The sequence below is a fragment of the Stenotrophomonas sp. Ker107b genome, from assembly GCF_053847245.1.
Map to the genome: position 1 here is coordinate 2,091,243 of NZ_JBSPHX010000001.1, position 23,487 is coordinate 2,114,729.

The 23,487-nt window shown below is 67.9% G+C and carries 20 protein-coding genes and 1 tRNA gene; 9 read left to right on the forward strand and 12 right to left on the reverse strand.

All coding sequences use genetic code 11. The features are described from left to right. The first annotated feature begins 117 nt into the window (after nucleotides 1-117). From ACWV8V_RS09490 to ACWV8V_RS09510, 5 genes are all read left to right on the forward strand, one after another. Entirely contained in the window at nucleotides 118-1,830 is a 1,713-nt protein-coding gene (locus tag ACWV8V_RS09490; protein ID WP_455899537.1) for an alkaline phosphatase, read from the forward strand. Nucleotides 1,831-1,913: 83 nt separating this feature from the next. Beyond that, on the forward strand, nucleotides 1,914-2,390 hold the full coding sequence (locus tag ACWV8V_RS09495) for a WG repeat-containing protein (RefSeq protein WP_455899538.1): 477 nt from the start codon (nucleotides 1,914-1,916) through the stop codon (nucleotides 2,388-2,390). Nucleotides 2,391-2,456: 66 nt separating this feature from the next. Then, on the forward strand, nucleotides 2,457-3,746 hold the full coding sequence (gene tilS / locus ACWV8V_RS09500; protein ID WP_259259594.1) for a tRNA lysidine(34) synthetase TilS: 1,290 nt from the start codon (nucleotides 2,457-2,459) through the stop codon (nucleotides 3,744-3,746). A gap of 36 nt (nucleotides 3,747-3,782) precedes the next feature. After that, on the forward strand, nucleotides 3,783-4,037 hold the full coding sequence (locus ACWV8V_RS09505; protein ID WP_123730589.1) for an exodeoxyribonuclease VII small subunit: 255 nt from the start codon (nucleotides 3,783-3,785) through the stop codon (nucleotides 4,035-4,037). After that, complete coding sequence (locus tag ACWV8V_RS09510; RefSeq protein WP_259259593.1) at nucleotides 4,034-4,912, forward strand: polyprenyl synthetase family protein; 879 nt, start codon at nucleotides 4,034-4,036, stop codon at nucleotides 4,910-4,912. Before ACWV8V_RS09505 ends, ACWV8V_RS09510 begins: the two co-directional genes overlap by 4 nt. A 103-nt stretch (nucleotides 4,913-5,015) precedes the next feature. Here ACWV8V_RS09510 and ACWV8V_RS09515 read toward each other — a convergent pair whose 3' ends face one another. After that, nucleotides 5,016-5,393 (reverse strand): DUF4870 domain-containing protein, encoded by a 378-nt coding sequence (locus tag ACWV8V_RS09515; RefSeq protein WP_088434456.1) that lies wholly within the window; start codon nucleotides 5,391-5,393, stop codon nucleotides 5,016-5,018. Nucleotides 5,394-5,471: 78 nt separating this feature from the next. Further along, entirely contained in the window at nucleotides 5,472-6,839 is a 1,368-nt protein-coding gene (gene pmbA, locus ACWV8V_RS09520) for a metalloprotease PmbA (RefSeq protein WP_455899539.1), read from the reverse strand. A gap of 68 nt (nucleotides 6,840-6,907) precedes the next feature. Here pmbA and yjgA point away from each other — a divergent pair, with 68 nt between their 5' ends. After that, nucleotides 6,908-7,522, forward strand: coding sequence for a ribosome biogenesis factor YjgA (yjgA, locus tag ACWV8V_RS09525; RefSeq protein WP_455899540.1), 615 nt, complete (start codon nucleotides 6,908-6,910; stop codon nucleotides 7,520-7,522). A gap of 78 nt (nucleotides 7,523-7,600) precedes the next feature. Here yjgA and tldD read toward each other — a convergent pair whose 3' ends face one another. The 4 genes from tldD to ACWV8V_RS09545 are packed head-to-tail and all read right to left on the reverse strand — an operon-like array spanning nucleotide 7,601 to nucleotide 15,050. Next, nucleotides 7,601-9,046, reverse strand: coding sequence for a metalloprotease TldD (tldD, locus tag ACWV8V_RS09530; protein ID WP_455899541.1), 1,446 nt, complete (start codon nucleotides 9,044-9,046; stop codon nucleotides 7,601-7,603). Nucleotides 9,047-9,100: 54 nt separating this feature from the next. Next, on the reverse strand, nucleotides 9,101-12,958 hold the full coding sequence (locus ACWV8V_RS09535) for a YhdP family protein (protein ID WP_455899542.1): 3,858 nt from the start codon (nucleotides 12,956-12,958) through the stop codon (nucleotides 9,101-9,103). 30 nt (nucleotides 12,959-12,988) lie between these two features. Beyond that, nucleotides 12,989-14,476, reverse strand: a complete 1,488-nt coding sequence (gene rng / locus ACWV8V_RS09540) for a ribonuclease G (RefSeq protein WP_259259588.1) — start codon at nucleotides 14,474-14,476, stop codon at nucleotides 12,989-12,991. Beyond that, nucleotides 14,469-15,050, reverse strand: coding sequence for a Maf-like protein (locus ACWV8V_RS09545; RefSeq protein WP_455899632.1), 582 nt, complete (start codon nucleotides 15,048-15,050; stop codon nucleotides 14,469-14,471). Before ACWV8V_RS09545 ends, rng begins: the two co-directional genes overlap by 8 nt. 130 nt (nucleotides 15,051-15,180) lie before the next feature. On the opposite strand from ACWV8V_RS09545, the gene ACWV8V_RS09550 reads away from it, so the two are divergent. The 3 genes from ACWV8V_RS09550 (at nucleotide 15,181) to ACWV8V_RS09560 (ending at nucleotide 19,790) form a co-directional block, all read left to right on the forward strand. Continuing rightward, a complete protein-coding gene (locus ACWV8V_RS09550; RefSeq protein ID WP_259259587.1) occupies nucleotides 15,181-15,918 on the forward strand; it encodes an SIMPL domain-containing protein in 738 nt (245 codons plus the stop codon). Nucleotides 15,919-16,129: 211 nt separating this feature from the next. After that, entirely contained in the window at nucleotides 16,130-16,783 is a 654-nt protein-coding gene (locus ACWV8V_RS09555) for an energy transducer TonB (protein ID WP_455899543.1), read from the forward strand. A 178-nt stretch (nucleotides 16,784-16,961) separates the two neighbouring features. After that, nucleotides 16,962-19,790 carry a TonB-dependent receptor gene (locus tag ACWV8V_RS09560; protein ID WP_455899544.1) on the forward strand — a complete coding sequence of 943 codons (2,829 nt, stop codon included), beginning with the start codon at nucleotides 16,962-16,964 and terminating at the stop codon, nucleotides 19,788-19,790. 96 nt (nucleotides 19,791-19,886) lie between these two features. On the opposite strand, the gene ACWV8V_RS09565 is transcribed toward ACWV8V_RS09560, so the two are convergent. From ACWV8V_RS09565 to ACWV8V_RS09590, 6 genes are all read right to left on the reverse strand, one after another. Continuing rightward, nucleotides 19,887-19,963: transfer RNA gene (locus ACWV8V_RS09565), tRNA-Asn, on the reverse strand. A 57-nt stretch (nucleotides 19,964-20,020) separates the two neighbouring features. Beyond that, complete coding sequence (gene rlmH / locus ACWV8V_RS09570; RefSeq protein WP_259259584.1) at nucleotides 20,021-20,491, reverse strand: 23S rRNA (pseudouridine(1915)-N(3))-methyltransferase RlmH; 471 nt, start codon at nucleotides 20,489-20,491, stop codon at nucleotides 20,021-20,023. Between the two features lie 84 nt (nucleotides 20,492-20,575). Beyond that, entirely contained in the window at nucleotides 20,576-21,007 is a 432-nt protein-coding gene (gene rsfS, locus ACWV8V_RS09575) for a ribosome silencing factor (protein WP_088434466.1), read from the reverse strand. Nucleotides 21,008-21,065: 58 nt separating this feature from the next. Further along, nucleotides 21,066-21,731, reverse strand: coding sequence for a nicotinate-nucleotide adenylyltransferase (gene nadD / locus ACWV8V_RS09580; RefSeq protein WP_455899545.1), 666 nt, complete (start codon nucleotides 21,729-21,731; stop codon nucleotides 21,066-21,068). Between the two features lie 4 nt (nucleotides 21,732-21,735). Next, a complete protein-coding gene (gene holA, locus ACWV8V_RS09585) occupies nucleotides 21,736-22,773 on the reverse strand; it encodes a DNA polymerase III subunit delta (protein ID WP_455899546.1) in 1,038 nt (345 codons plus the stop codon). Between the two features lie 31 nt (nucleotides 22,774-22,804). Then, nucleotides 22,805-23,440, reverse strand: a complete 636-nt coding sequence (locus tag ACWV8V_RS09590) for an LPS-assembly lipoprotein LptE (RefSeq protein WP_455899547.1) — start codon at nucleotides 23,438-23,440, stop codon at nucleotides 22,805-22,807. Between the last annotated feature and the right edge of the window lie 47 nt (nucleotides 23,441-23,487).

Here is a 23,487-nt window from a genome sequence, read left to right on the forward strand (position 1 = left end):
CCTTAGCCCAAGCGGGGCGCTGGAACGAGGCGTACACGGAAAATCAGCGTGTCATCGGCGTGCCTTGCGGCGTTCTGCATAATGAACGCCCGTTTCACATGCGAGATTTGCCCGTCCATGTCCCGTTTCACGCCTCTGGTGGCCGCCGTCACCACCCTGCTGCTCGGCGCCTGCGCCAGTACCGCTCCCTCCTCCAGCGCCGCTGTTGGCGCGGTCCAGGTCGATGTGCCGGCCATTGCCCACCCCGCCGGGGAGACCCCGCAGTGGTGGTACCGCAGCGGCGCGGCGCGTGCAGCCAGCACCGGGGCCATGGACGGCAAGGCCAAAAACGTCATCCTGTTCCTGGGCGATGGCATGAGCCTGACCACGGTGGCCGCGGCGCGCATCTTCGAAGGCCAGCGCAATGGCCGCCCGGGCGAGGAAAACCTGCTGTCCTGGGAGCAGTTCCCAGCCACGGCGTTCAGCAAGACCTACAACACCGATTCGCAGACGCCGGATTCGGCCGGCACGATGACGGCGATCACCACCGGCGTGAAGACGCACATGGGCGCGATCGGCGTCAGCGCGGGCAACCGCAACGACTGCGCCGACAGCCTGAACAAGGGGCTGCTGACCTGGCTGCAGTTGGCTGACAGCGCCGGCATGGCGACCGGCGTGGTCTCTACCGCACGCCTGACCCATGCCACCCCGGCGGCGACCTACGCCCACTCGCCGGAGCGCAACTGGGAAAACGATACCGACGTGCCGGAAGAGGCGAAGGCCGCCGGCTGCCGCGATATCGCCCAGCAGCTGTTGTCGACCTCGCGCTTCGGGCGCGGCCCGCTGGTCGCCCTCGGCGGTGGTCGTGGTGAATTCACCACGGTTGAAGAACGCGATCCGGAATACGACGACAAGGTCGGCCAGCGCCTGGACGGGCGCAGCCTGGTGACCGAGTGGCAGCAGGCGCACCCGCAGGGTGCCTACGTGTGGAATGCCAAACAGTTGCAGGCCGCGTCGAAGGCACCGGCCATCCTGGGCCTGTTCGAACCGGACCACATGCGTTACGAGGCCGAGCGCAAGGACGATCCGGCCGGTGAGCCGAGCCTGGCCGAGCTGACCCAGGCGGCGATCGCCAACCTGTCGCGCCACCAGGAAGGCTATGTGCTGATGGTGGAAGGCGCGCGCATCGATCACGCCAACCACAGCGGCAACGCCTACCGCGCACTGACCGATACGGTGGCGATGTCCGACGCGGTGCGCGCGGCCGTCGAGGCGACCTCCGACCAGGACACCCTGATCATCGTCACCGCCGACCATTCGCACACGCTGAACTTCGTCGGTTACCCGGCACGTGGCAACCCGATCCTGGGCAAGGTCAAGGACAAGGGCGGCGAAGACGGGGCCGGCAAGCTGGACCTGGCCCGCGATGGCCTGGGCCTGCCCTACACCACCCTGACCTACGCCAACGGCCCGGGCTACACCGGTGCCACCAACCAGCAGCCGGTCGGCCCGAAGCAGTACCCGCACAACCCGAGCAGCTTCGATCCGAGCACCGGCCGGCCGGACCTGACCGCGGTGGATACCGAGCATCCTGATTACATGCAGGAAGCGCTGGTACCCGCCAAGAGCGAATCGCATGGCGGCGAAGACGTCGGCATCTGGGCACGTGGCCCGGGCAGCAAGGCCGTGCGCGGCACGATGGAGCAGAACGCGATCTACCACATGATCGTGCAGGCCACACCGCGCCTGCGTCAGCGCCTGTGCGATGCCGGCACCTGCGACGCCAAGGGCGTGCCGGTCGAGCTGCCCAAGCCGACCGCGTTCGAGCGCCAGGCCGGCGACAGCAAGTAATGCGTGGGCTTCTTCGCCACGCAACCAACAGGGGCCGCCTCGCGCGGCCCCTGCTGCTGGCGGCCGGTCTGCTTGGCTCCGGCATGGTCTGGGGCGCCGGCACCGCGTGCACCGCCTTCACCGAGGAGGACGGCCTGCAGCCCTTGGCCGGGTGCCAGTGGCTCAACGGCCGTCTTGCGCTTGAGACCAACGCGTTGGCGTCGCTGTCCTACGATCAGGACGGGCTGGCAGCGGTCTACGCTGGCGGTGGATTCCACTATGTCCGTGCCGATGGCCGTCAACTGCCGGTGATCACCTTCGACAACGGCCCGGATTACGTCGTGGAAGGCTTGGTGCGCGGCCGCGTGGGCGCGCGCATCGGCTATTTCGATACGCAGCTGCGCCAGGCGTTCCCGGGCACGTTCGATTTCGGCTGGGCGTTCGATGACGGGGTGGCCCGGGTCTGCCAAGGCTGCCGGCCAGGCACGCCGGATGATCATGGCCACACCGCGATGGTCGGTGGCACCTGGTATCGCATCGATCGGCAGGGGCGTCCGGCGATGGATGCCGACGCGCCGTGATCCCCGCGCGTGGCATCGTCGCCACGCAGCACCGATACTGCCGGTCTGCCTGAGATCGCACTGCCCATGACGTCCCTACTGCCGCCACCGCCCTCTGTCGTCCACCCCGTGCTGGTGGGCTTCAGCGGCGGGCTCGATTCCACCGTCCTGCTGCATTGGCTGGCCACCTCGGCGGCCCAGCGCACCGCCGGCCTGCGCGCCGTGCATATCCACCATGGCCTGCAGGAGCAGGCCGATGCATGGACCGTGCACTGCACGCAGGTCTGCGCACGCTGGAACATTGCGCTGCGGGTGATCCGCGTGCAGGTACCCCGTCACCAGGGCCAGGGGCTGGAAGCTGCCGCGCGGCATGCCCGGCGCGACGCATTCGCTTCACAGCTGTTGCCTGGCGAGCGGCTGGCACTGGCCCATCACCGCGACGACCAGGCCGAGACCTTCCTGCTGCGGGCGTTGCGCGGCTCCGGCGTGGATGGGCTGGCGTCCATGCAGGTCACCAGCGCATTCGGCGCCGGCACCGTGTGGCGGCCGTTGCTGGAGGTTCCGCGCAGCGCCCTGCGCGCACATGCGCAGGCCGAAGGTCTGGAGTGGATCGAAGACCCCAGCAACGCGAGCGATGACGCCGACCGTAATTTCCTGCGCCTGCACGTGCTGCCGCAACTGCGTCAGCGTTGGCCACAGGCCGACGCTGCATTCGCGCGCAGCGCGGCATTGTCCGCACAGTCCCAGCATCTGCTCGACAGTGCCGACCGCGACGCGCTGGAACGCTGCAGCGTCGGCCCCGGCGTGATCGACTGCGCGCGCCTGATGCGCCAACCGGTCGAGCGGCGCGCGCGGTTGCTGCGCCATTGGGTGCGCGGCAGCGGACTGCCGCCACTGCCGGCCGCCGGGGTCGAGGCGGTCGAACGCGAACTGCTCCCGGCCGCGCACCATGCCGACGCGCAGTTTGCCTGGCAGGGTGCCCGCATCCGCCGCTGGCGCGGGCAGCTTCACCTGCTCTCGGCCAGTCTGGCGCTGCCGGCCGACTGGAGCGTGCACTGGGATGGCCGTGCGCCGCTGGCGCTGCCCGATGGCGGCGAGCTGCGCCTGCTCGGCACCACCGACGGTTTCGATACGCCCGTGCAGATCCGCGCCCGTCGCGGCGGCGAGCGCATCCAGCTGCCGGGGCGCACGCATTCCCACGCACTCAAGGATCTGCTGCAGCAGCAGGGCCTGCCACCGTGGCAGCGCCGTCAGCTGCCACTGCTGTTCGATGAAGACACGCTGCTGGCCGCGGGTGACCGGGTGATCGGTGCGGCACTGCAGCCGTGGCTGCTGGCCCATCATGCGCAGTTGCAGTGGACCCCGGGCGCGGCGTGAATTGACCCCGCCGGGCCAGCGGCCCACACTTGTCGCATGGCAAAAAAGTCCCCCAATGAAACCTCCCCGGTCGCCCACTTCGAGCAGTCGCTGGAAGAACTGGAGCAACTGGTGGAGAAGATGGAAACCGGCGAAATGAGCCTGGAACAATCGCTCAGCGCCTACGAACGTGGCGTCGGTCTGTACCGCCAGTGCCAGCAGGCGCTGGAACAGGCCGAACTGCGCGTGCGCCTGCTCAGCGATCCGGCCCAGCCCGAGACCGCCGAACCCTTCGACCCGCCCCAGCCATGACGGTTGAGGCCACGTTCGCGCGGTGGCGCGACCGGATCGAACACCAGCTCGACGCCCGCCTGCCCTCACCCTCCGACGCCCCGCGTGGTCTGCATCAGGCGATGCGCTATGCGGTGCTGGGTGGTGGCAAACGGATGCGACCGCTGCTGGTGTATGCCAGCGGCCGGATCTTCACCGCTGACGAGAGCGCGCTGGATGCGCCTGCGATGGCGGTGGAGCTGATCCATGCGTACTCGCTGGTGCACGACGATCTGCCGGCGATGGACGATGACGCCCTGCGTCGCGGCCGCCCGACCACGCATATCGCGTTCGATGAAGCCACCGCGATCCTCGCCGGTGATGCCCTGCAGACGCGTGCGTTCAGCCTGCTGGCCGATGCGGCTCTGCCGGCGCAGCTGCGCGTGGATTGCCTGCAGACCCTGGCGCACGCCTCCGGCGCTGCCGGCATGTGCGGCGGCCAGGCATTGGATATCGACGCTACTGGCCATCAGCAGCCGTTGCAGGATCTTGAACGCATGCATGCGCTCAAGACCGGCGCGCTGATCCGCGCTGCGGTGCGCATGGGCGCGCTGTGTGGGCAGGCGCCCGCGGCTGATCTGGCGACGCTGGATACGGTTGCCTCCGCGCTGGGCCTGGCCTTCCAGGTGCGCGATGACATCCTTGATGTCGAAGCCAGTTCCGAACAGCTCGGCAAGACCGCCGGCAAGGACGAGGCGCAGGCCAAGTCGACCTTCCCGGCGCTGCTGGGCATGGACGGCGCCAAGGCGCATCTGCGCACCCTGACCGAGCAGATGTTCGACGGTCTGGCCGGCTATGGCGAGGCGGCCGATGCCCTGCGTGCGCTGGCCAGGCTGGCGGTTGAGCGGGATCACTGAGCGATCGCGCAGGCCGCCACGCATGGCGTGGCCCTACAACGCCAGGACACAAAAAAACGCCCGGGAATCCCGGGCGTTTTTTCGTTCCAGCGCTGCGGATCGATTACTTGATCAGGCGCAGGGCGAACGGGTAGCGGTAGGCTTCGCCGTTGTTGGCCTTGACCGCTGCAATGATGCAGAAGATCACGTTGAGCAGGCCGACGATCGGGGCCAGCAGGCCACCGATGATGACGATGGTCAGCACGATGCAGATCAGCATGGCGATGGTGATCGTGATCTGGAAGTTCAGCGCTTCCTTGGCCTGATCGGTGACGAAGCTCTTGCTGCTGTCGTCCTTGTTGATCAGCCAGATGATCAGCGGGCCGAGGAACCAGGTGAAGATACCCAGCAGGTGGGCCACCAGGGCCATGGTGCGCTGTTCGGCCGGGGCCGGGGCGCTTACCGGCGGCGGCGGGGTGGTGACGTTGTCGAAATCGCTCACGTGAAACTCCTTGTTCGAGGTAATGGGTAGTGCACGCGGCAGGCTCCCCGCCTGCCAGGGCAGCCCCCATAGAATACGTCAATCGTTACCGGCAACGGTCATTCGTCCTACAAGGATCGAGCCGGTATGCACGTGCGAACGCGTGTCGATGTCGGTGCCCACCGCTTCAATGCTGGCGAACATGTCCTTGAGGTTGCCGGCGATAGTGATGCCATCGACCGGGTAACTGATCTCGCCGTTCTCCACGCGGAAGCCGCCGGCGCCGCGCGAGTAGTCGCCGGTGACACTGTTGACGCCTTGCCCCATCAGTTCGGTGACCAGCAGTCCGTTGCCCATCTGCCGGGCAATGGAGACCAGATCACCTGCGTTGGCGGTGACCTTGAGGTTGTGCACGCCACCGGCGTTGGCGGTGGTCGGCAGGCCGAGCTTGCGCGCCGAGTAGCTGCCGAGGATGTAACGCTCCAGCACGCCATCGCGGATCAGCGCCGAATTGCACGTGGCCACGCCATCGCCATCGAAAGCGGCCGAGCGCAGCCCACGGCGCAGCAGCGGCAGCTCTTCGATGCCGAACCAGTCCGGGAACAGGCGCGTGCCGACGCTGTCGAGCAGGAAGCTGGCGCGACGGTACAGCGCGCCGCCGGACACGGCACCGAGCAGATGGCCGATCAGCGAGCGGGCCACCTCCGGCGAATACAGCACCGGCATCTGCGCCGTGGTCATCGAGCGCGGGTCCAGCCGGGCGACGGTGCGCTCGGCGGCACGGCGGCCGATCGACGCGGCATCGTCCAGATCTTCGCGGGCCAGCGCGCTGCTGTACCAGCCGTCGCGCTGCATGCCATCGCCCTGCCCGGCGATCAGCGCACAGCCGATCGAGTGGTGGCTGCTGCGCTCGCGGCCGATGAAACCATGCGAGTTGGCATACACCGACAGGCTCTGCGCGGTCGCCGCCGAGGCACCGTCGGAATTGCTGATGCGGGTGTCGGCCTCGCGACCCGCCGCTTCGCAGGCCAGCGCCAGATCCAGCGCCGCATCGGCGCTGAGTTCCCAGGGGTGCCAGCCGTCCAGATCCGGGAATTCACGGGCCATCAGCGCCGCCTCGGCCAGCCCGGCGGCCTCGTCGTCCTCGGTGTGGCGGGCGATCGCGCAGGCCTGGGCCACGGTCGACTCCAGGCTGCTCTCGCGCAGGTCGGCGGTGCTGGCGCTGCCCTTGCGCTGGCCGAAGTAGACGGTCACGGCGATGCCGCGGTCACGGGTGGACTCGACCGTTTCGACCTCGCCCAGGCGCACGTTCACATCCAGGCCGCGCTCATCGCTGCAGCTGACTTCGGCCTGGGTGGCGCCCAGGGCCTTGGCCCGCTCCAGAAGGCGCTGGGAGATGTCGGCCAGCTGCTCCAGGCGCTGCAGGCTGTCGTCGGCCGGGGAGACTTCAGGGGAGATCACGTTCAATGCTTTATCCTGTACAGGTGAGTGCCCGGCGCGACGCCGGCACAGTTTACGGATGTGGAAATAAGACGATGCGCGGACGCGACGAAGAAACCGGTGAATTCCTTGATATCAGCCGCAGCCAGAACCGCCGGGCTGCGCTGGACGTGCTGGCCCTGGGCGAGAAGCTGGTCTCGCTGACCGCGGCCCAGCTGGCGCGCCTGCCGGTGCCCGAAGATCTGCTGCCGCACATCGCCGAGGCCAAGCGCATCACCGCGCATATCGCCCACAAGCGCCAGCTGGCGTTCCTGGCCAAGCACATGCGCCGCGAAGACGACGCCGTGCTGGATGCGATCCGCGATGCGCTGGATGCCAACAGCGAGACCTCGCGCCGTGAAGTGGCGACCATGCACCGCGTGGAAGACTGGCGCGAGCGCCTGCTCAAGGACGGCGACAAGGCACTGGGCGCGCTGCTGGACGAGTACCCGCATGCCGACCGCCAGCAGCTGCGTACGCTGATCCGCAACGCCCAGGCCGAAAAAGCCAAGAACAAGCCGCCGCGTGCTTACCGCGAGATCTTCCAGCTGCTGCGTGCGCTGCTGCTGCCGGCCGCGCTCGGCCTGGAAGGCGTGAATGCCGCCTCCGAAGACGCGCTGGACGACGCGGTCGACACGGACAGCGACAGCGACGAGAACGCCGAGGACTGAGTCCCGGCGCTCACGCGGCGGCGCCAGCACCCCGCTGGCGGCCGCGTGATCAGGCAGCGCAGGCGATTGCATCCCGGCTCAGGCCTGGGTGCCGCCCACGGTGATGCCATCGATCAGCAGGGACGGCTGGCCCACGCCGACCGGCACGCTCTGGCCATCCTTGCCGCAGATGCCCACGCCCTCGTCCAGAGCCAGATCGTTGCCGATCATGCGCACTTTCTGCATGGTTTCCGGCCCGTTGCCGATCAGGGTGGCGCCCTTCACCGGCGCGGTGATTTTTCCGTCTTCGATCAGATAGGCCTCGGTGGCCGAGAACACGTACTTGCCGCTGGTGATGTCGACCTGGCCGCCACCGAAGTTGACCGCGTACAGGCCACGCTTGACCGAGCGGATCATCTCTTCCGGATCGTGCTGGCCGGCGCGCATGTAGGTGTTGGTCATGCGCGGCATGGTCATGTGCGCAAATGATTCACGGCGGCCGTTACCCGTGGGGGCCACGCCCATCAGACGCGCATTGAGCGAATCCTGCATGTAGCCGACCAGGATGCCGTCCTCGATCAGGGTGGTGCACTGGGTCGGGTGGCCTTCGTCATCGATGTTCAGCGAGCCGCGACGTCCGTCCAGGGTGCCGTCGTCAACGATGGTCACGCCCGGTGCGGCCACGCGCTCGCCGATCCGGCCGGCGTACACGCTGGTGCCCTTGCGGTTGAAGTCACCTTCCAGGCCATGGCCGACCGCTTCGTGCAGCAGCACGCCGGGCCAGCCCGGGCCCAGCACCACGGTCATCACCCCGGCCGGGGCCGGAATCGCCTCCAGGTTCACCAGCGCCTGGCGCAGGGCCTCGCGGGCGAAACCTTCCGGGCGTCCCTCGGCGAACAGGTCTTCATAGCTGTAGCGACCGCCGCCGCCGGAGTAACCCGACTCGCGCCGGCCCTGCTGCTCGACGATCACCTGCACGTTCAAGCGCACCAGCGGGCGGATGTCGGCCGCAAGCACGCCATCGCTGCGCGCGATCAATACCGTGTCCACGCCGCCGGACAGGCTGACCATCACCTGCTGCACGCGCGGGTCGGCGGCGCGCAGGTAGCGGTCCAGTCGCTTGAGCATCTCGACCTTGGCCTCGTTGCCCATGCCATCGATGGGGTCCAGTGCCGGGTACAGCGCGCGGCCACTGCCACGCACCAGCGAGCGGGCCGACTGCGCCCCACCCTCGCGGGAGATGGCGCGGGCCGAGTTGGCCGCGGCCAGCAGCGCGTCGCTGTGGATGTCGTCGGAGTAGGCGAAACCGGTCTTCTCACCGGCGATGGCGCGCACGCCCACGCCCTGCTCGATCGAATGCGCCCCGTCCTTGACGATGCCGTCCTCCACGCTCCAGCTCTCGCGGCGCGCGTGCTGGAAATAGAGATCCCCGAAATCGATGCCCGGGCCCAACAGGGTGCCGAACGTGCGTTCCAGACCGTTCGCATCCAGCCCGGCGGGCAGCAGCAGACGGTCGGTGGCCAGCGAAAGTGCGTTGTTGTTCATGCTCTTTGATCTGTGGGCGCCGGGCGCAATCGCAACCCGGGCGCGGGAAAGGGATCAGCGCGCCGGTGCGGCCGGGGCCGGCTTGGGCGCTGCGTCGCGGTCGATCACATCGACCTTGGGTTCGGCCCAGGGGCCGGTCACGCGATAGGTTTTGGCGCCGATCTCGCCCAGCGGCTTGGACAGCACCGCATTGGCGGCCGCGCCGACCGCCGCCCCCACCGGGCCGCCGGCCACCGCGCCAACCACGGTCAGCAGATTGCCCGCGCGCGGATTGACGTCGATGGTCTGGTCGAAACGCTGCTGGCGCAGGTCGGTCTTGCCACGGATGGTGATGTTCGCCGCCGGGCCTTCGATCAGCACCTTGTCGGTGGTGGCCATGCCGTCGCCGAACGCCACGCTGCCCTCGACCTGGTTGAAGGCGAAGCCTTTGGAGAAGAAGTCGCGGAAATCGAACATCAACCGGCGCGGCAGCTGGGTCACGCTGAGCAGACCGAGCACGCGCCCGGCACCGGGTTCGAGTTCCAGCAACTGGCCGTTGCGGGCCTGCACATCGAGCTGGCCCTGCAGCGCACCGAGCTGGAAGTCGGATGGGCCGCCCTGCCAGCCGGCTGTCATGGTCAGCTGGCCCTGGCCGCCACGCAGCTGGCCGCCATAGTCCAGATTCTGCATCAGCCCGCCGAGGTCCTCGCTCTTGACCTGCACGTTGAACTGACTGCGCGCGGCCTCGCCCATGCCCATCCAGCGGCCATTGACGTCGATTTCCTGCTTGGGCGCGCGGAACTGCAGCTGATCCACGCTCAGGCCGTTGGCCATCGGCCGCGTGCGCAATACCGCCTGGCCCAGCTTGGCCTTGCCGAACTGCAGGTCGTCGATATCCAGCGACAGCGGTGGGATCTTGGCCGGATTGGTGTCATTGGCACTGGCCTGGACCCGCGCCGGCAGGGCCACGTCCGGTGGCAGCAGGATCGGGGCGCCATCGCTGGGCGCCTTCACCGGCGTCGGCAGCGATTGCCAGTGGACGCGACTGAGCTTGCCGACGATGGTGCCGCCGTCGGCGTTGGGCACGCTCAGGCTACCCGCCAGCGAGGGGCCGTCCATGCGTACGTCCACGCTGTTGCCGGTCGGGCGCAGCTGCAGCCGGGTCTGCGGGAAGACACCGCCGGCGAGCAGCAGCTGGCCGACCTGCACGTCCACCTGCCGCAGCGGCATCGGGTCCTTGCCGTCGCCGCCGTCCGGCGAGCGGGCCAGCGCGATCCACTCCAGCGCATCCAGCGAGCCGCTGCGACCGTTCACGACCAGCCCGCTGGCCGGCGGATCGCGATCCACGCGGTCGCTGCCGAGGGTGACCTGTACGCCGGTCTGGTTGTCATGCGTTCGCGCTGCCAAGGCCAGGCGCTGGCCGAAGGCGACATCCACACGGCCGCTGCCCATCGGCAGCTGTGCGGTGACGTCCGTCGCCAACGGCGTAGCGGCGGGCTTGTCCAGCGGCGCCGGCAGTTCCAGCGTGGTGCCGACCAGATCCGAATGCAGCTTGAGCACCGTCGGCGGTTCGACCTTGCTGCCGGCGGCGACCTTGGGCAAGGTCACCCCGATGGTCCAGCGCGAGGTGCCCTGGATGTAAGGCTTGATCCAGTTCAATTCCGGGGCGCGGTCCAGCAGGGCCCCCGCCTCCAGCGAGGCGGTCAGTTCGGATTCGAAGGCCTGCTGCGGATCGCGCACGAACTCGCCGGCGCGCAGGCTGAGCAGCCCGTCCTGGCCCTGGTGACGTACCGCCAGGTGCTCCGCATCGAAGCCGCCATGGCCATAACGGGCCTTGCCGCGCATGTTCTCGAAGACCAGGTCGAAGCGCTTCTCGGTGAGCGTCGCGCCATTGAGATCGACCGTGCCCTGCAGGTGACCGCCGGCTTCGTCGTGGTGCAGCGGCTGCAGCAGATCGAAGCTGACGGCTGCGGGTCCTTTCGCGGTGAGGTTGTTCAAGGTCTCGCCATAGGTGGCCTGCAGCGGGCTCTGTTTAAGCATGGCCAGCAGGGCACCCGCATCGCTGCGGCTGGTCGCCTTGACGTACAGCGCAGTCACGCCGAAATCCGGAATGCCGGCGTCGAAGTGGTCCACCGCGACGCCCGCGAGATCGCCTTTACCGTGCAGTTCAAAGCCCGGCCCGATGAAGGCGATGTCCGCATCCACCTTGTCCATCGCCGGCCAGTCGTGCTGGAAGCGGATGCTGCCGCTGTCAATGTGCCCGGTCGCTTCGAAGCGCCCATTGTTCTTGTCGAACGGCCAGTCTTCCAGATCACCGGTCACCAGGCCCACGCCGTCGCGCACCTGCCCGGAGACCAGCGCGGCATCCAGCCAATCGGTGGCGGCCTTGCTCATCTTGGAATGGATCCAGAAACGCTTGGCGGCGGTCATCGGCACATCGTCGATCTTGGCCGCCAACTCCAGCCACGGGCGCGTGCCGTTGTTCTGGAACCAGATGCCGCCGCGCACATCGGCCGCGTAATCGGTGCCCTGTACGCGCAGCGCCGGGGTGCCGATCCGCCAGCCACCGGCCTCGTCGCGCCAGCCCACCAGCCGGCCAGCCAGGCGCACGTCGTGGCGCTCGCCAAAGCCGCTCGGCCAATCGAAATGCATCACCTGCTGCGGCTGCAGATCCAGGGTGAAGCCATCGGCATCGCCGTTGAAGCGCCCGCCCACACCGCTGAGCCCGGGCGAATGGCCGACGGCAGCGAAGCGGATGTCTTCCAGATCCCCTTCCACCGAGAGCGGCCCGCCCTGCTCGCCGGCCACGCGCACGCGGGTCATGCGCACCTGCGGTGCGGCCTCGTGCAGCCACTCGCGCAGGCCGGGATCGATCCGGTCGGTCAGCGCCAGGCCGCGCAGCAGCGCGGTGGCATCGATGTTGTCGCCGGCCAGCGCGAAGTGCTGCCCGCCGGCCAGCAGCAGCCCATCCAGTTGCTGGGTGCTGCCTTCCATGCCGATCCGCAGGCGTGGCGCATCAGCGCGCCAGCCACCCTGCACCCAGCGCCAGCGCGCGCGCAGCTCCAGCGTGTCCAGCGCCAGCTGCGGGTGGGTGCCGTCAGCAAGTTTGACGCCGCGCACCTGGACATTCTGGAGATCCGCATCGGTGGTCACCATCACCACCCGGTGATCGCGCAGATCCACCCAGGCATTGAACTCGCCGGTGCCCTGCTGCAGCCCGATGCCGCCGAACTGCAGCAGCGAGGACCACGCCCGGAAATCGGCCGGGTCGGCCGACAGCCACGCCTGCCCATCACCGCGCTTGCGCTCGAACTCCAGCACCGCCGTCAGCGGTTGTGCGGCCGGGTCGGCCCAGGCCCGCGCGCCGACGCGCAGGCGCTGGCCATTGACGCGCAGGCGCAGGTCGATCCGCGGCAGATCGGCCTTCACGCCCAGCGAGGGGGCATCGACGCTCAAGCGCCCACCGATCACCTGCAGTTCGCCCAAGCGGCGCAGTGTTTCCAGCGGGTCACCCGCACTGGGCTGCGGCAGGCCCTGCACGGACCAGCGGCCATCGTCTGCCCGCTGCAGCACCAATGCCAGACCCCGCAACCGCAGCTCGGTCAGCGAGTGGCCCGGCAGCAGGCCGGCATACATGGATACCAGCACTTCGGCCTCGCCGATGCGCAGGCCCTGCCCTTCACCGATGCGCAGCCCTTTGAGCTGCAGCAGCGGGCCGCGCCGGGTCCAGGCGGTCTCCAACGCATCGAAGCGCACCGGCTGACCCGCGCGCGCGCTCAACCAGGCCGCCACCCTGTCCGGGTGACGCTCAGCCAGCGGCAGCAGCTGGCTGGCAGTGCCGACCAGCAGGGCCACGCCCACGAGCAGGATCGCCACCGCATACACAGCATGGCGGCGGATCCGGCGCAGGCGCAGGCGCAGCGGTGTGCTCATCGGAACGTGGGACTGCCGGACCGGCCGCGATCAGAGCAGCACGACATCGAACTGCTCCTGCAGGTACTGCTCATCGGCCTGGAAGCGGATGCTCTTGCCGAGGAACTCCTCCAGTTCGGCCACCGCCGTGGATTCCTCGTCGGTGATGCGCGCGACCACCTTGGAGGAGGCGATCACCAGCAGGCGCGCCGCATCGAACTGACGCACCGCGCGGGTGATCTCGCGGAAGATCTCGTAGGTGACGGTTTCGGCGGTCTTGATCGAGCCACGGCCACTGCACTCCGGGCACGGCTCGGAGAGCTGGCGCTCCAGGCTTTCCACGGTGCGCTTGCGGGTCATCTCGACCAGGCCCAGCGGCGAGAAATCGTAGACGGTGGTCTTGGCGTGGTCGCGGGCCAGCGCCTTCTCCAACGTGCGCAGTACCTGGCGGCGGTGCTCGGCATCGTCCATGTCGATGAAGTCGATGATGATGATGCCGCCCAGGTTGCGCAGCCGCAGCTGGCGCGCCACCGCCTGCGCGGCCTCCAGATTGGTGCGGAACACGGTCTCTTCGAGGTTGCGCTGGCCCAGGAACGAACCGGTGTTCACATCGATCGTGGTCATCGCCTCGGTCTGGTCGATCACCAGATAGCCGCCCGACTTCAGCGGGACCTGCTTGTCCAGCGCGCGGCCGATCTCGTCCTCGACCCCGAACATGTCGAAGATCGGGCGATCACCGCTGTACAGCTCCAGCTTCTCGGCCAGCACCGGCATGTACTTGGCCACGAACGCCTGCAACTGGTTGAAGGTCTCCTTGGAATCGACCTTGACCTTGTCCACGTCCTTGCGGATCAGATCGCGCACCGAGCGCAGCGGCAGGCTCAGGTCTTCATAGATCACGCTGAGCGGGGCCGCATCGCGGCCACGGCGCTCCACCACGTTCCAGACCCGCGACAGGTAGGCCACGTCTTCGGCGATCGCCTCGGCCGGCTGGCCTTCGGCATTGGTGCGCACGATGTAGCCGTAGCCCCCGTGCTGGGCCGACAGTTCGGTCACCAGGGTCTTCAGGCGGGCGCGCTCGGCCTCGTCCTCGATCCGGGCCGACACGCCCACCACCTTGGACTGCGGCAGCAGCACCATGTAACGCGAGGGAATGCTGATCTGGGTGGTCAGGCGGGCGCCCTTGGTCCCGATCGGGTCCTTGACCACCTGCACCACGATGTCCTGGCCGTCGCGCAGCAGCTCGACAATCGGCACCGACGACGGCGGCGGCAACGTGGTGCCTTCGGTATCCGGGCTGGCCACCGGCGCCGGGCGGATCACATCGTTGGCGTGCAGGAACGCCGCGCGTTCCAGCCCGACCTCGACGAAGGCCGCCTGCATGCCCGGCATGACCCGCTGCACCTTGCCCTTGTAGATGTTGCCGACCACGCCGCGGCGCCAGCCACGTTCAATGTGCAGTTCCTGCAGCATGCCGTTTTCGATGACGGCGACGCGGGTTTCCCGCGGGGTGACATTGACCAGGATTTCTTCAGACATGGGCGACTCCCTTCAGTTCGAACGTCTGCAGCAACTGCTCGGTCTGTTGCAGGGGCAAACCCATCACACCCGAATAGCTTCCCGCCAGATGGCGGATATATCGTTCAGCGCCCCCTTGGATCGCATAGGCACCGGCTTTGTCCATCGGCTCGCCGCTGGCCACGTAGGCCGCGATCCGATCTTCATCGATCGCCGCGAACGTCACCTCCGAGACCACCAGCACGCCCTGCTCCCGGCCCGCAGCGACCAGCGCCACGGCGGTCATCACCTGGTGGGTGCGCCCGGACAGGGTGCGCAGCATCGAGCAGGCGTCGGCGGCATCCACCGGCTTGCCGAACACGCGCCCGTCGAGCACCACTTCGGTGTCCGAACCCAGCACGACCGCCTCCGGGTCCTCCGCGACCAGGGCCAACCCGGCGCGCGCTTTGTCGGCGGCGACCCGCTGCACGTAATCGGCCGCCGATTCGTCGGCGGCACGGTGTTCGGGCACGTCGAGATCGAGCGCCCGGAACGGTCGGTCCAGGCGCGCAAGCAGTTCGTTCCGTCGGGGGGATCGAGAGGCAAGATAAAGCATCGAGGAAGCATAACCTGTGCCTACTGTCTGAATCGCGAGCAACACGCTCGAATCGTGATCAACCCCATCAAACCTCACCACGCGTTCATCGCCCCGACACCAACCTCAACGTCTTCACAAGGAGATGTACATGCGCCGCCCGTCCCTGTCCCCGTTGCTGCTCGCCCTGTCCCTTGCCCTGGGAGCGTCGATGACCGCCCACGCCCAATCCCTGCCCGCCATCGCCGCACCGGCTGACGGCACCCTGCTCAACATCTCGGCCAATGCCGACGCCAAGCGCGTGCCGGATGTGGCCACGCTCTCGGCCGGCGTGGTCACCCAGGCCGTGGACGGCAACAGCGCCATGCGCCAGAACGCCGAGCAGATGACCAAGGTGCTCGCCGCGATCAAGGCTGCCGGCATCGCCGAGCGCGACGTGCAGACCAGCGGCGTCAACCTGAGCCCGCAGTACCGCTACGCCGACAACGAAGCGCCGAAGATCACCGGCTATCAGGCCAGCAACACGGTCAGCCTGAAGGTGCGCGACATCGCCAAGCTCGGCAAGGTGCTCGACGTGCTGGCCGCGCAGGGCGCCAACCAGATCAACGGCCCGCAGTTCGAGATCGACCAGCCCGAGCCGGTCTATGACGAGGCTCGCCTGGCCGCGCTGAAGAAGGCCCAGGCGCGTGCCGAGACGTACGCCAAGGCGCTGGGTCTGCGCGTGCGCCGGATCGTGAGCATCTCCGAGGGCAGTGGCGGCAACGTCCGCCCGATGATGATGATGCGCGCGGCCGCCGCGCCGATGTCCGCCGACGAATCCACCCCGGTATCGCCCGGCGAATCGACCGTGTCGGTCAACCTGGACGTGGTGTTCGATCTGGGCCGCTGATCCGCGCCCCGGTCAGTCCTCCATGACGGCGCCGAAAGGCGCCGTCATGCTGTGCGCGGCCCGATGCTGACTGCCAGCCAACTCCCCACCCGGCTCCTGACTTCCGGCCCACGCCGCGCTCGGGTATTGCTGTCATTGCGCGGCCCCGTCTGACCCCATGCGCCGCGCAGGCACGTTGATGTTCCCGCACATCTGGCAAGGAGAGTGGAGCATGGTCCGTACGCCGTCCCCGGTTGTCCCGCTGCATATCGACGCCTCCCGCGTGCTCGGGTGGAGCACCGCCATCGCTGTCCACGCGCTGGCCCTGATGCTGTTGTTGATTCCTGCCACCCAGCCGCTGATCAAGGCACCGCGCGAACGCATGCAGGTGAGGTGGGTGCTTCCGCCACCGCCACCGATGGATCTGACCCCTCGCCATCCGGACCCGGTGCCGCCCCGGACCGTGCCGGTGAACACGCAACGCGTGCCGTCGCCGCTGCCGCCCCCGACCGCCACCTTCGATGATGCACCGGCGGTGGCACCACTACCGGCCAGCGAGACCGCCGCACCGTCACTGGCGTCGGCCCCCGCAGCACCCGCACCGGCCGCCGGTGCCCAGCTCCAGTACCGCAGCGCACCTCCACCGCCGTATCCGGTCGCAGCGATCCGCCTCGGCCAGCAGGGAACCGTGCTGCTGCGCATCCGGGTCGATACGGAGGGCAACCCGGTGTCGGTGAGCATCGAGAAGAGCAGCGGCTCGCGGGTGCTTGACCAGGCGGCCCGCCAGCAGGTCCTGCGCCGCTGGCGCTTCGTGCCGGCCATCGTTGATGGGCAGACCATTGCGGCCGATGGCCTGGTGCCCATCGATTTTACGTTGCCGCGCTGAGGAATCGGGGAGCCCCACGACGGGGCTCCCCATTCACAAAATGTGACGCACAGCTTCTTTCCCCAATTAAGCAATTTTTCACTCTTGCGTCACCTGCAGCAAACCTAGATTGGCGCCGTTGCCACCGTCCTGGTGTCGACTTATTGACATCTAGGTTTTCCCAGTCAGGAGAGATGCTGTGAAACACCCGATCCAACGCCGCGACGACAGCCGCCGCACCAGCCTGGCCACCTCCATTTCCACGATCCTTACCGGCGGCGCCCTGCTGCTGGTGGGTGCCATGGCGTCGTCCTCCGCGTTCGCGCAGGAGCAGGCGACCAACCTTGACCGGATCACCGTCACCGGGTCGAACATCCCCCGCACCAACACCGAAACCCCCTCCCCCGTCCAGGTGGTCACCCGCCAGGAAATCGACCGTACCGGCAAGACCACCGTCGCCGAGTACCTGCAGACCCTGACCGCGGACGGGTCGGGCTCCATTCCCAAGACCTTCGGCAACGGCTTTGCCGGCGGTGGCGCAGGCATCTCGCTGCGCGGCCTGGGCGCCGGCTCCACGCTGGTGCTGTTGAACGGCCGCCGCATGGCGACCTATGGCCTGGCCGATGACGGCCAGAAAGTGTTCACCGATCTGAGCACCATTCCGCTGGATGCGGTCGAGCGCATTGAAGTCCTCAAGGACGGCGCGTCTGCGATCTACGGTTCGGACGCGATCGCCGGCGTGGTCAACATCATCCTGCGCAGCGACTTCAATGGCGCCATCCTGCGCGCCTCCTACGGCCTGTCCGGCGACAGCGACGGCGATGCCAAGAAGGCCACCCTGACCGCCGGCACCGGCGATCTGGCCACCGACGGCTGGAATGCGTTCTTCAGCCTGGACGTGGGCAAGACCGACGCGATCAAGATCAGCGACCGCAAGGACCGCAAGTGGATCGGCACCGGCGACATCCGCCGCTATGGCTACGGCAACAATGCGCAGTTCCTGGGCGGCGCCTTCCTCAACGGCCGCACCAGCGGCGGTAACAGCCCCAACGGCTCGGTGTTCGACGACCGTGCAGTGACCGCCACCACCCCCGCCTTCCTCGTCCCGCTGCCGGGTTGCCAGGGCCTTACGACGATTCCGGACCAGACCGATGCGTCGATCGCGCAGAACGGGTGCCTGTGGGATCCGGCGCAGCTGTACCGTGACCTGACCCCGGAGGAGAAGTACGTCAACGTGTTCGGTCGTGCCAGCTTTGCCTTCGGCGAAGGCGGCGAGATCTACACCGAGATCGGCTATTCCAAGAAGGAAACGACCTTCAGCAACACCCCCTCGGGCGTGTCGGGCAGCTGGGGCTTCCCGGACGGCCCGCGCAACGCCAGCAGCGGTCCCGGGGCCGTCGTGCTCAGCCCGACCCATCCGGACAATCCAATCCAGGGCCAGGCGTCGCGCCTGCGCTATTCGGCATGGGATGTGGGCCCGCGTGTCACCAACAACACCAATGAGTTCAATCGCTTCCTGGTGGGCGTCAAGGGTAACTGGGGTGAGTGGAGCTACGACACCGCCTACCTGCATTCGGGTACGGACCTGACCAACAAGCGCACCGGCTTCCTGCGTTACAGCGCGGTGCAATGCGCGCTCGGCAACCCGGCCTGCCCGGGCGGCGTGTGGCGCATCGGCGACAACGCCGGTCAGAACTCGCAGGCCCTGTACGACTACATCTCGCCGGACATCAGCGCCCGCGCCAAGTCCAGCCTGGACATGTTCGACTTCACCGTCTCGCGCAGCCTGGCTGACCTGAAGGGCGGTCCGCTGGGCCTGGCGCTGGGTACCGAATGGCGCAAGACCAGCAACAGCCTGACCCCGCAGACCTACACCGATCAGGGCGACATCATCGGCCTGGGCTACTCGGCCTACGACGGCACCCAGAATGTGTATGCCGGCTACGTCGAACTGTCCGCGCCAGTGCTGGAGCAGTTGGAACTGTCCGGTGCGGTGCGCTACGACAAGTATGAAAGCGGCGAAGGCAAGGCGACCCCGAAGGTTGGCATCAAGTGGACGCCGGCCGACTGGATCGCGGTCCGCGGCAGCTATGCCGAAGGCTTCCGCGCGCCGAACCCGGCCGAGAACGGCGACGGCGGCCTGGCCGCATTCTCCAACGCCCGCGATCCGGTGCGCTGCGCAGCCAGCCCGATTGCGGATGTGGGCACCAACTGCAGTGCACGCCCGGTGGCCATCATCACTCGGCCGAATCCGGACCTGAAGCCGGAAGAGTCCAAGAGCTACTCGGTGGGTCTGGTGCTGCAGCCGACCTCCAGCACCTCGATGACGATCGATGCGTGGCAGATCAAGCGCACCAACGAAATCGCACAGGGCGCCACTGCCGATGCGATCGCCGCGGGCAACGTGCTGCGTGACACCGATCTGATCAATGGCGTCGCAGGCACCGGTACGATCCTGGCGGTCAACACGGATTACATCAATGCCGCATCGACCCGCGTGCGCGGTATCGATACCGACATCCGCCAGACCTTCGACATCGGCCCGGGCCAGCTGGAAATGGACCTGCAGTGGAGCCACGTGCTCAAGTTCGAGCGCACCGATTCGGATGTGACCGTCGATTACGCCGGCACGCACGGCAACTGCGACGTCACCAACTGCATCGGCACGCCGAAGGACCGCATCAACTTCGGCACCACCTGGAAGCAGGGCCCGTGGAGCGTCAGCGGCGTGGCCAACTACATCTCCAAGATGGACAACACCGACTTCCGCGGTCCGGACGGCTCGTACCAGTTCTCCTACGCCGACGGTACAGACGTCGAGAAGATCTCCTCGTTCACCACCTTCGACCTGTCCGGTCGCTGGAACATCACCGAAGCCTTCGAGTTGAACGCCTCGGTGCAGAACCTGTTCGACCGCATCGCTCCGCTGGATCCGACCACCTATGGTGGCGTGAACTACAACCCGCTGCACTTCAGCGGCGCGATCGGCCGCTACTTCACCGTCGGTGCCAAGTACACCTTCGAATGAGGTAGCCGCACTTGGGGAACAAGGAGCCCGGGCAATGCCCGGGCTTTTTGTTGCAAAAAAAAGCCCCGCATCGCTGCGAGGCTTTTTCTCGAATCTTGGCGCCCGAAGTTGGACTCGAACCAACGACCCCCTGATTAACAGTCAAGTGCTCTAACCGGCTGAGCTATTCGGGCGGGGTGCGCATTGTAGCCCGTTTTTCGCGAGATGTAACCTGTCTGGCAACAACTATTTCACGCGCGGTGATACGGATGGTTGGCCAGCATCGCCGCGGCGCGGTACAGCTGCTCGGCCACCACCAGGCGCACCAGCATGTGCGGCAGCGTCAACGGCCCGATCGACCATTTCTCGTCCGCCATCGCCGACACTTCCGCCGAATGACCTTCCGGCCCGCCGATCAGGAAGGCCAGGTCCCGGCCCTGCCCACGCCAATGCTCCAGGCGCTGCGCCAGCTGCTCGGAACTGAGCTGGCGCCCCGGCACATCGAGCGCGACCACGTAGGCATTCTTCGGCAGCGCGGCGATCACCCGCTTGCCTTCGTCATCGGTCGCACGGCGCGCATCGCGCCCTTTGCCACGCAGGCCGGGCTCGATCTCGACCAGCTCGAACGGCAACCAGTGCGAGAGCCGCTTCTGGTATTCGGCAAACCCCTGCGCGACCCAGGACGGGGCGCGTTCGCCGGTGGCGATCAACTTGGCTTTCATCTCTGTCCTCCGCCGACACCCTGCGTGGCGCCGCAAAAGACAACGGCGCCATCGGCGCCGTTGTCGTGACCGTACGTGCGGGAATTACCGCGCGTCGTAGTCGTCGTCCGCATCGTCGAGCAGTTCGATCGGCGGCTGGTCGCCCACGGTCCACAGGCGCTCGAGCGCGTAGAACTCGCGCACGCGCGGCAGCATCACATGGACCACCACGTCGCCCAGATCGACCAGAACCCACTCGGCTTCGCGCTCGCCTTCCACACCCAGCGGCATCACGCCCAGCTTCTTGGCGAACTTCACCACTTCGTCGGCGATCGACTTGACGTGACGGCTGGAGGTGCCCGACGCGATCACCATGTAATCGGCGACGCTGGAGCGGCCGATCACGTCGATCTCAACGAGATCCTTGGCCTTCAGTTCTTCGGTGGCCCCGCGCACGCACTCGAGCAGCTGCAGAACGGAGGGCGCCGGATTCGGCAGTTGGACCTTGATGGTCTGGGGCTGGGCTTGGTTGCTCAAAGCGGGTCAACTCGATAAATGTGGGATCGATTATACGGGGCGGCGCGCCCGCGCGTATTCACGACGGTGTCGCGCCGTACAGGCGGTGATCGAGGATGTAGCCCGCGACAGCCTCAGGCAGCAGTTGCTGCCAGGGCCCGGCGGCGGCGATCTGCGCGCGTACCGCGGTGGCTGATTCCTCGCGCAATGGGGCCTGCAGGCGCAGCAGGCGGCCGGCCGGCGCGTTGAACAGCTCGCGCTCATGGCTGGCCCAGCGCCCGTCCAGGGCCTGCGCCAGCACCGGGTCCAAGGTGTCGGCCAGGGGGCTGCCCGGGCGGTCGGCGACGATGAAATGCGCCAGATCGAACAACGACGCCCACTGGTGCCAACTGGGCAGGGCCAGCAGGCTGTCCGCCCCGACCAGCCAGGCGATCGGCTGGCGTGGGCCCAGCTCGGCGCGCAGCTCGCGCAGGGTATCGACGGTATAGGACGGCACGCCCGGGGTGCGCTCGGCCCGGTCCAGCTCGCGCCGGTCCAGCAGCAGGCCGGGCTCGTCACCGATGGCCAGGGCCAGCATCGCCAGGCGCTGTGCAGCATCGGCGCCGGGGGCGGCACGGTGTGGGGGATCGGCGGCCGGCAGCAGGCGCACTGCGACCTGCAACTGGTCGCGTGCGGCGCGGGCAATGGCCAGATGACCCATATGGACCGGATCGAAGGTCCCGCCGTAATAGATGCGCAGCCCCATGGGCTCAGGCCCGGGCGAGCAGGCGCACGGCGCGGGCTTCGGAGACGGCGATCAGCAGCCGCTCCAGCGCCAGCCAGGCATCGCCATCGGCGCGCCCCTTGGCGATGCGGTCCACCAGCCCGGCCTCGGCCACGAAACGCTCCCAGCGCTTGACCTCGGGGTGGCGCTGCAGCGCGCGCTTGAACGGCGCCTGCCGCGATTCCCAGATGCCGCGGCTTTTCATCTCCGCCGCCAGGTTGCCGCCGCGCGCCTGCACCCGCGCCAGACCGGCCGTGGACAGCAGCTCGCGGATCACGATCGGGGTCAATGCGGCCACCGCTTCACCCTCGGCGCGCAGGCCGGCGATCATCCGCAGGACGGCGGCGGGCTGGCCGGAGAAGGTCGCTTCAACCAGACGGAACACGTCATAGCGGGCGGCATCGGCCACCAGCGACTCCATCGTGTCCACGTCCAGCGTCTGGCCATCGGCCAGCAGGGCCAGCTTGTCGATTTCCTGCGCGGCGGCGAGCAGATTGCCTTCCACCCGCTCGGCCAGGCGCTGCACGGCCTGGGGATCCGCGCGCAGGCCCTTGCCGCGCAGGCGCCGCTCGATCCACTCGGTGAGCTCATGCGGCTTGATCGCCCAGGCCACCGAGATGACCCCGGCGCGGCCTACGGCATCGGCCCACTTGGTCTGGTGGGCCTTGCTCCATTCGTTGCAGGTGATCAGCAGGATCACGTCGGGTGCCGGGTTGGCACAGAACTGGCTGATCACCTCGGCGCCTTCCTTGCCCGGCTTGCCGCTGGGCAGGCGCAGTTCCATCAGGCGTCGGGCACTGAACAGGCTGGGCGCATTGAAGCTGGCATCGAGCTGGTGCCAGTCGAAGTCACGGCCATCGGCATCGAAGACTTCGCGCTCATTGACGCCATCGGCGCGCGCCCGCGCACGCACCGCATCGGCGGCTTCCAGCACGCGCAGGGTCTCAGGCCCGGCGATCAGGTAGACCGGGGACAACGGCTGGCTGGCCGGTTGGCTGGCAAGCTGTTCGGGGCGCAGTTCCATCCGGGCAGGCCGATCCGTGGGCGGACCGGGCTCAGCGCCCCTGCGGGACGACGGCGGGGACCGCCGGCGTCGGGGTCGTCGAGGTCGGGCTTGCCGGGGTCGCCGCCGGAATCTCAACCGGCGTTTCCACCGGCGTCGTACCCGGCTTGGCCGGGGCACGGCCGTGCTCCAGCTCGGCACGGACCACGCTGTCGATGCGGCGCATGATCGAGGCCGACATCTCACGACGCAGTTCGTCGGCGAGGATTTCGCGCTCGGTGGTGGTACCGGTGGCATCGGTCGGCGGTGACACGTAGTCGCGCGACAGTTCGATCACCTGCTGCGGCACCAGCTCACTGCCATCTTCGCGGCGGAAGATGAAGATCACCGCGTAGCGCAGGCTGTATTCCTGGGCACGGCCCTGTGCATCGATCGCGATCGGCAGATCGCCCCAACGCTCGGACACCACCTGCAACTGCGAGGACGGGCCCGTGCTGTCCGGATCGGCCAGCTGCGCCCCGGAGGCCTGCAGGCCACGACGCAGCAGCTTGACCAGCTCGCTGTAGGGCGCGGTGGACACCACCTGGACCGCGGCGGTATCGGCCGGCAGCATCAGCTTGTTGCGCAGATGGAAGCCGCACCCGGCAAGGGTCGCGGTCAGGACAAGAGCAAGCAGGATTCGGGTCATGGACACAGTCTGTAGGAGCCGGGCGGTCGCGGCAACAAGCAGTGATC

Coding starts and splice junctions, on each gene's coding strand:
- ACWV8V_RS09490 (WP_455899537.1), top strand. CDS start 118: ATGTCCCGTTTCACGCCTCTGGTGGCCGCCGTCACCACCCTGCTGCTC.
- ACWV8V_RS09495 (WP_455899538.1), top strand. CDS start 1,914: ATGGTCTGGGGCGCCGGCACCGCGTGCACCGCCTTCACCGAGGAGGAC.
- tilS (WP_259259594.1), top strand. CDS start 2,457: ATGACGTCCCTACTGCCGCCACCGCCCTCTGTCGTCCACCCCGTGCTG.
- ACWV8V_RS09505 (WP_123730589.1), top strand. CDS start 3,783: ATGGCAAAAAAGTCCCCCAATGAAACCTCCCCGGTCGCCCACTTCGAG.
- ACWV8V_RS09510 (WP_259259593.1), top strand. CDS start 4,034: ATGACGGTTGAGGCCACGTTCGCGCGGTGGCGCGACCGGATCGAACAC.
- yjgA (WP_455899540.1), top strand. CDS start 6,908: ATGCGCGGACGCGACGAAGAAACCGGTGAATTCCTTGATATCAGCCGC.
- tldD (WP_455899541.1), bottom strand. CDS start 9,046: ATGAACAACAACGCACTTTCGCTGGCCACCGACCGTCTGCTGCTGCCC.
- ACWV8V_RS09535 (WP_455899542.1), bottom strand. CDS start 12,958: ATGAGCACACCGCTGCGCCTGCGCCTGCGCCGGATCCGCCGCCATGCT.
- rng (WP_259259588.1), bottom strand. CDS start 14,476: ATGTCTGAAGAAATCCTGGTCAATGTCACCCCGCGGGAAACCCGCGTC.
- ACWV8V_RS09545 (WP_455899632.1), bottom strand. CDS start 15,050: ATGCTTTATCTTGCCTCTCGATCCCCCCGACGGAACGAACTGCTTGCG.
- ACWV8V_RS09550 (WP_259259587.1), top strand. CDS start 15,181: ATGCGCCGCCCGTCCCTGTCCCCGTTGCTGCTCGCCCTGTCCCTTGCC.
- ACWV8V_RS09555 (WP_455899543.1), top strand. CDS start 16,130: ATGGTCCGTACGCCGTCCCCGGTTGTCCCGCTGCATATCGACGCCTCC.
- rlmH (WP_259259584.1), bottom strand. CDS start 20,491: ATGAAAGCCAAGTTGATCGCCACCGGCGAACGCGCCCCGTCCTGGGTC.
- nadD (WP_455899545.1), bottom strand. CDS start 21,731: ATGGGGCTGCGCATCTATTACGGCGGGACCTTCGATCCGGTCCATATG.
- holA (WP_455899546.1), bottom strand. CDS start 22,773: ATGGAACTGCGCCCCGAACAGCTTGCCAGCCAACCGGCCAGCCAGCCG.
- ACWV8V_RS09590 (WP_455899547.1), bottom strand. CDS start 23,440: ATGACCCGAATCCTGCTTGCTCTTGTCCTGACCGCGACCCTTGCCGGG.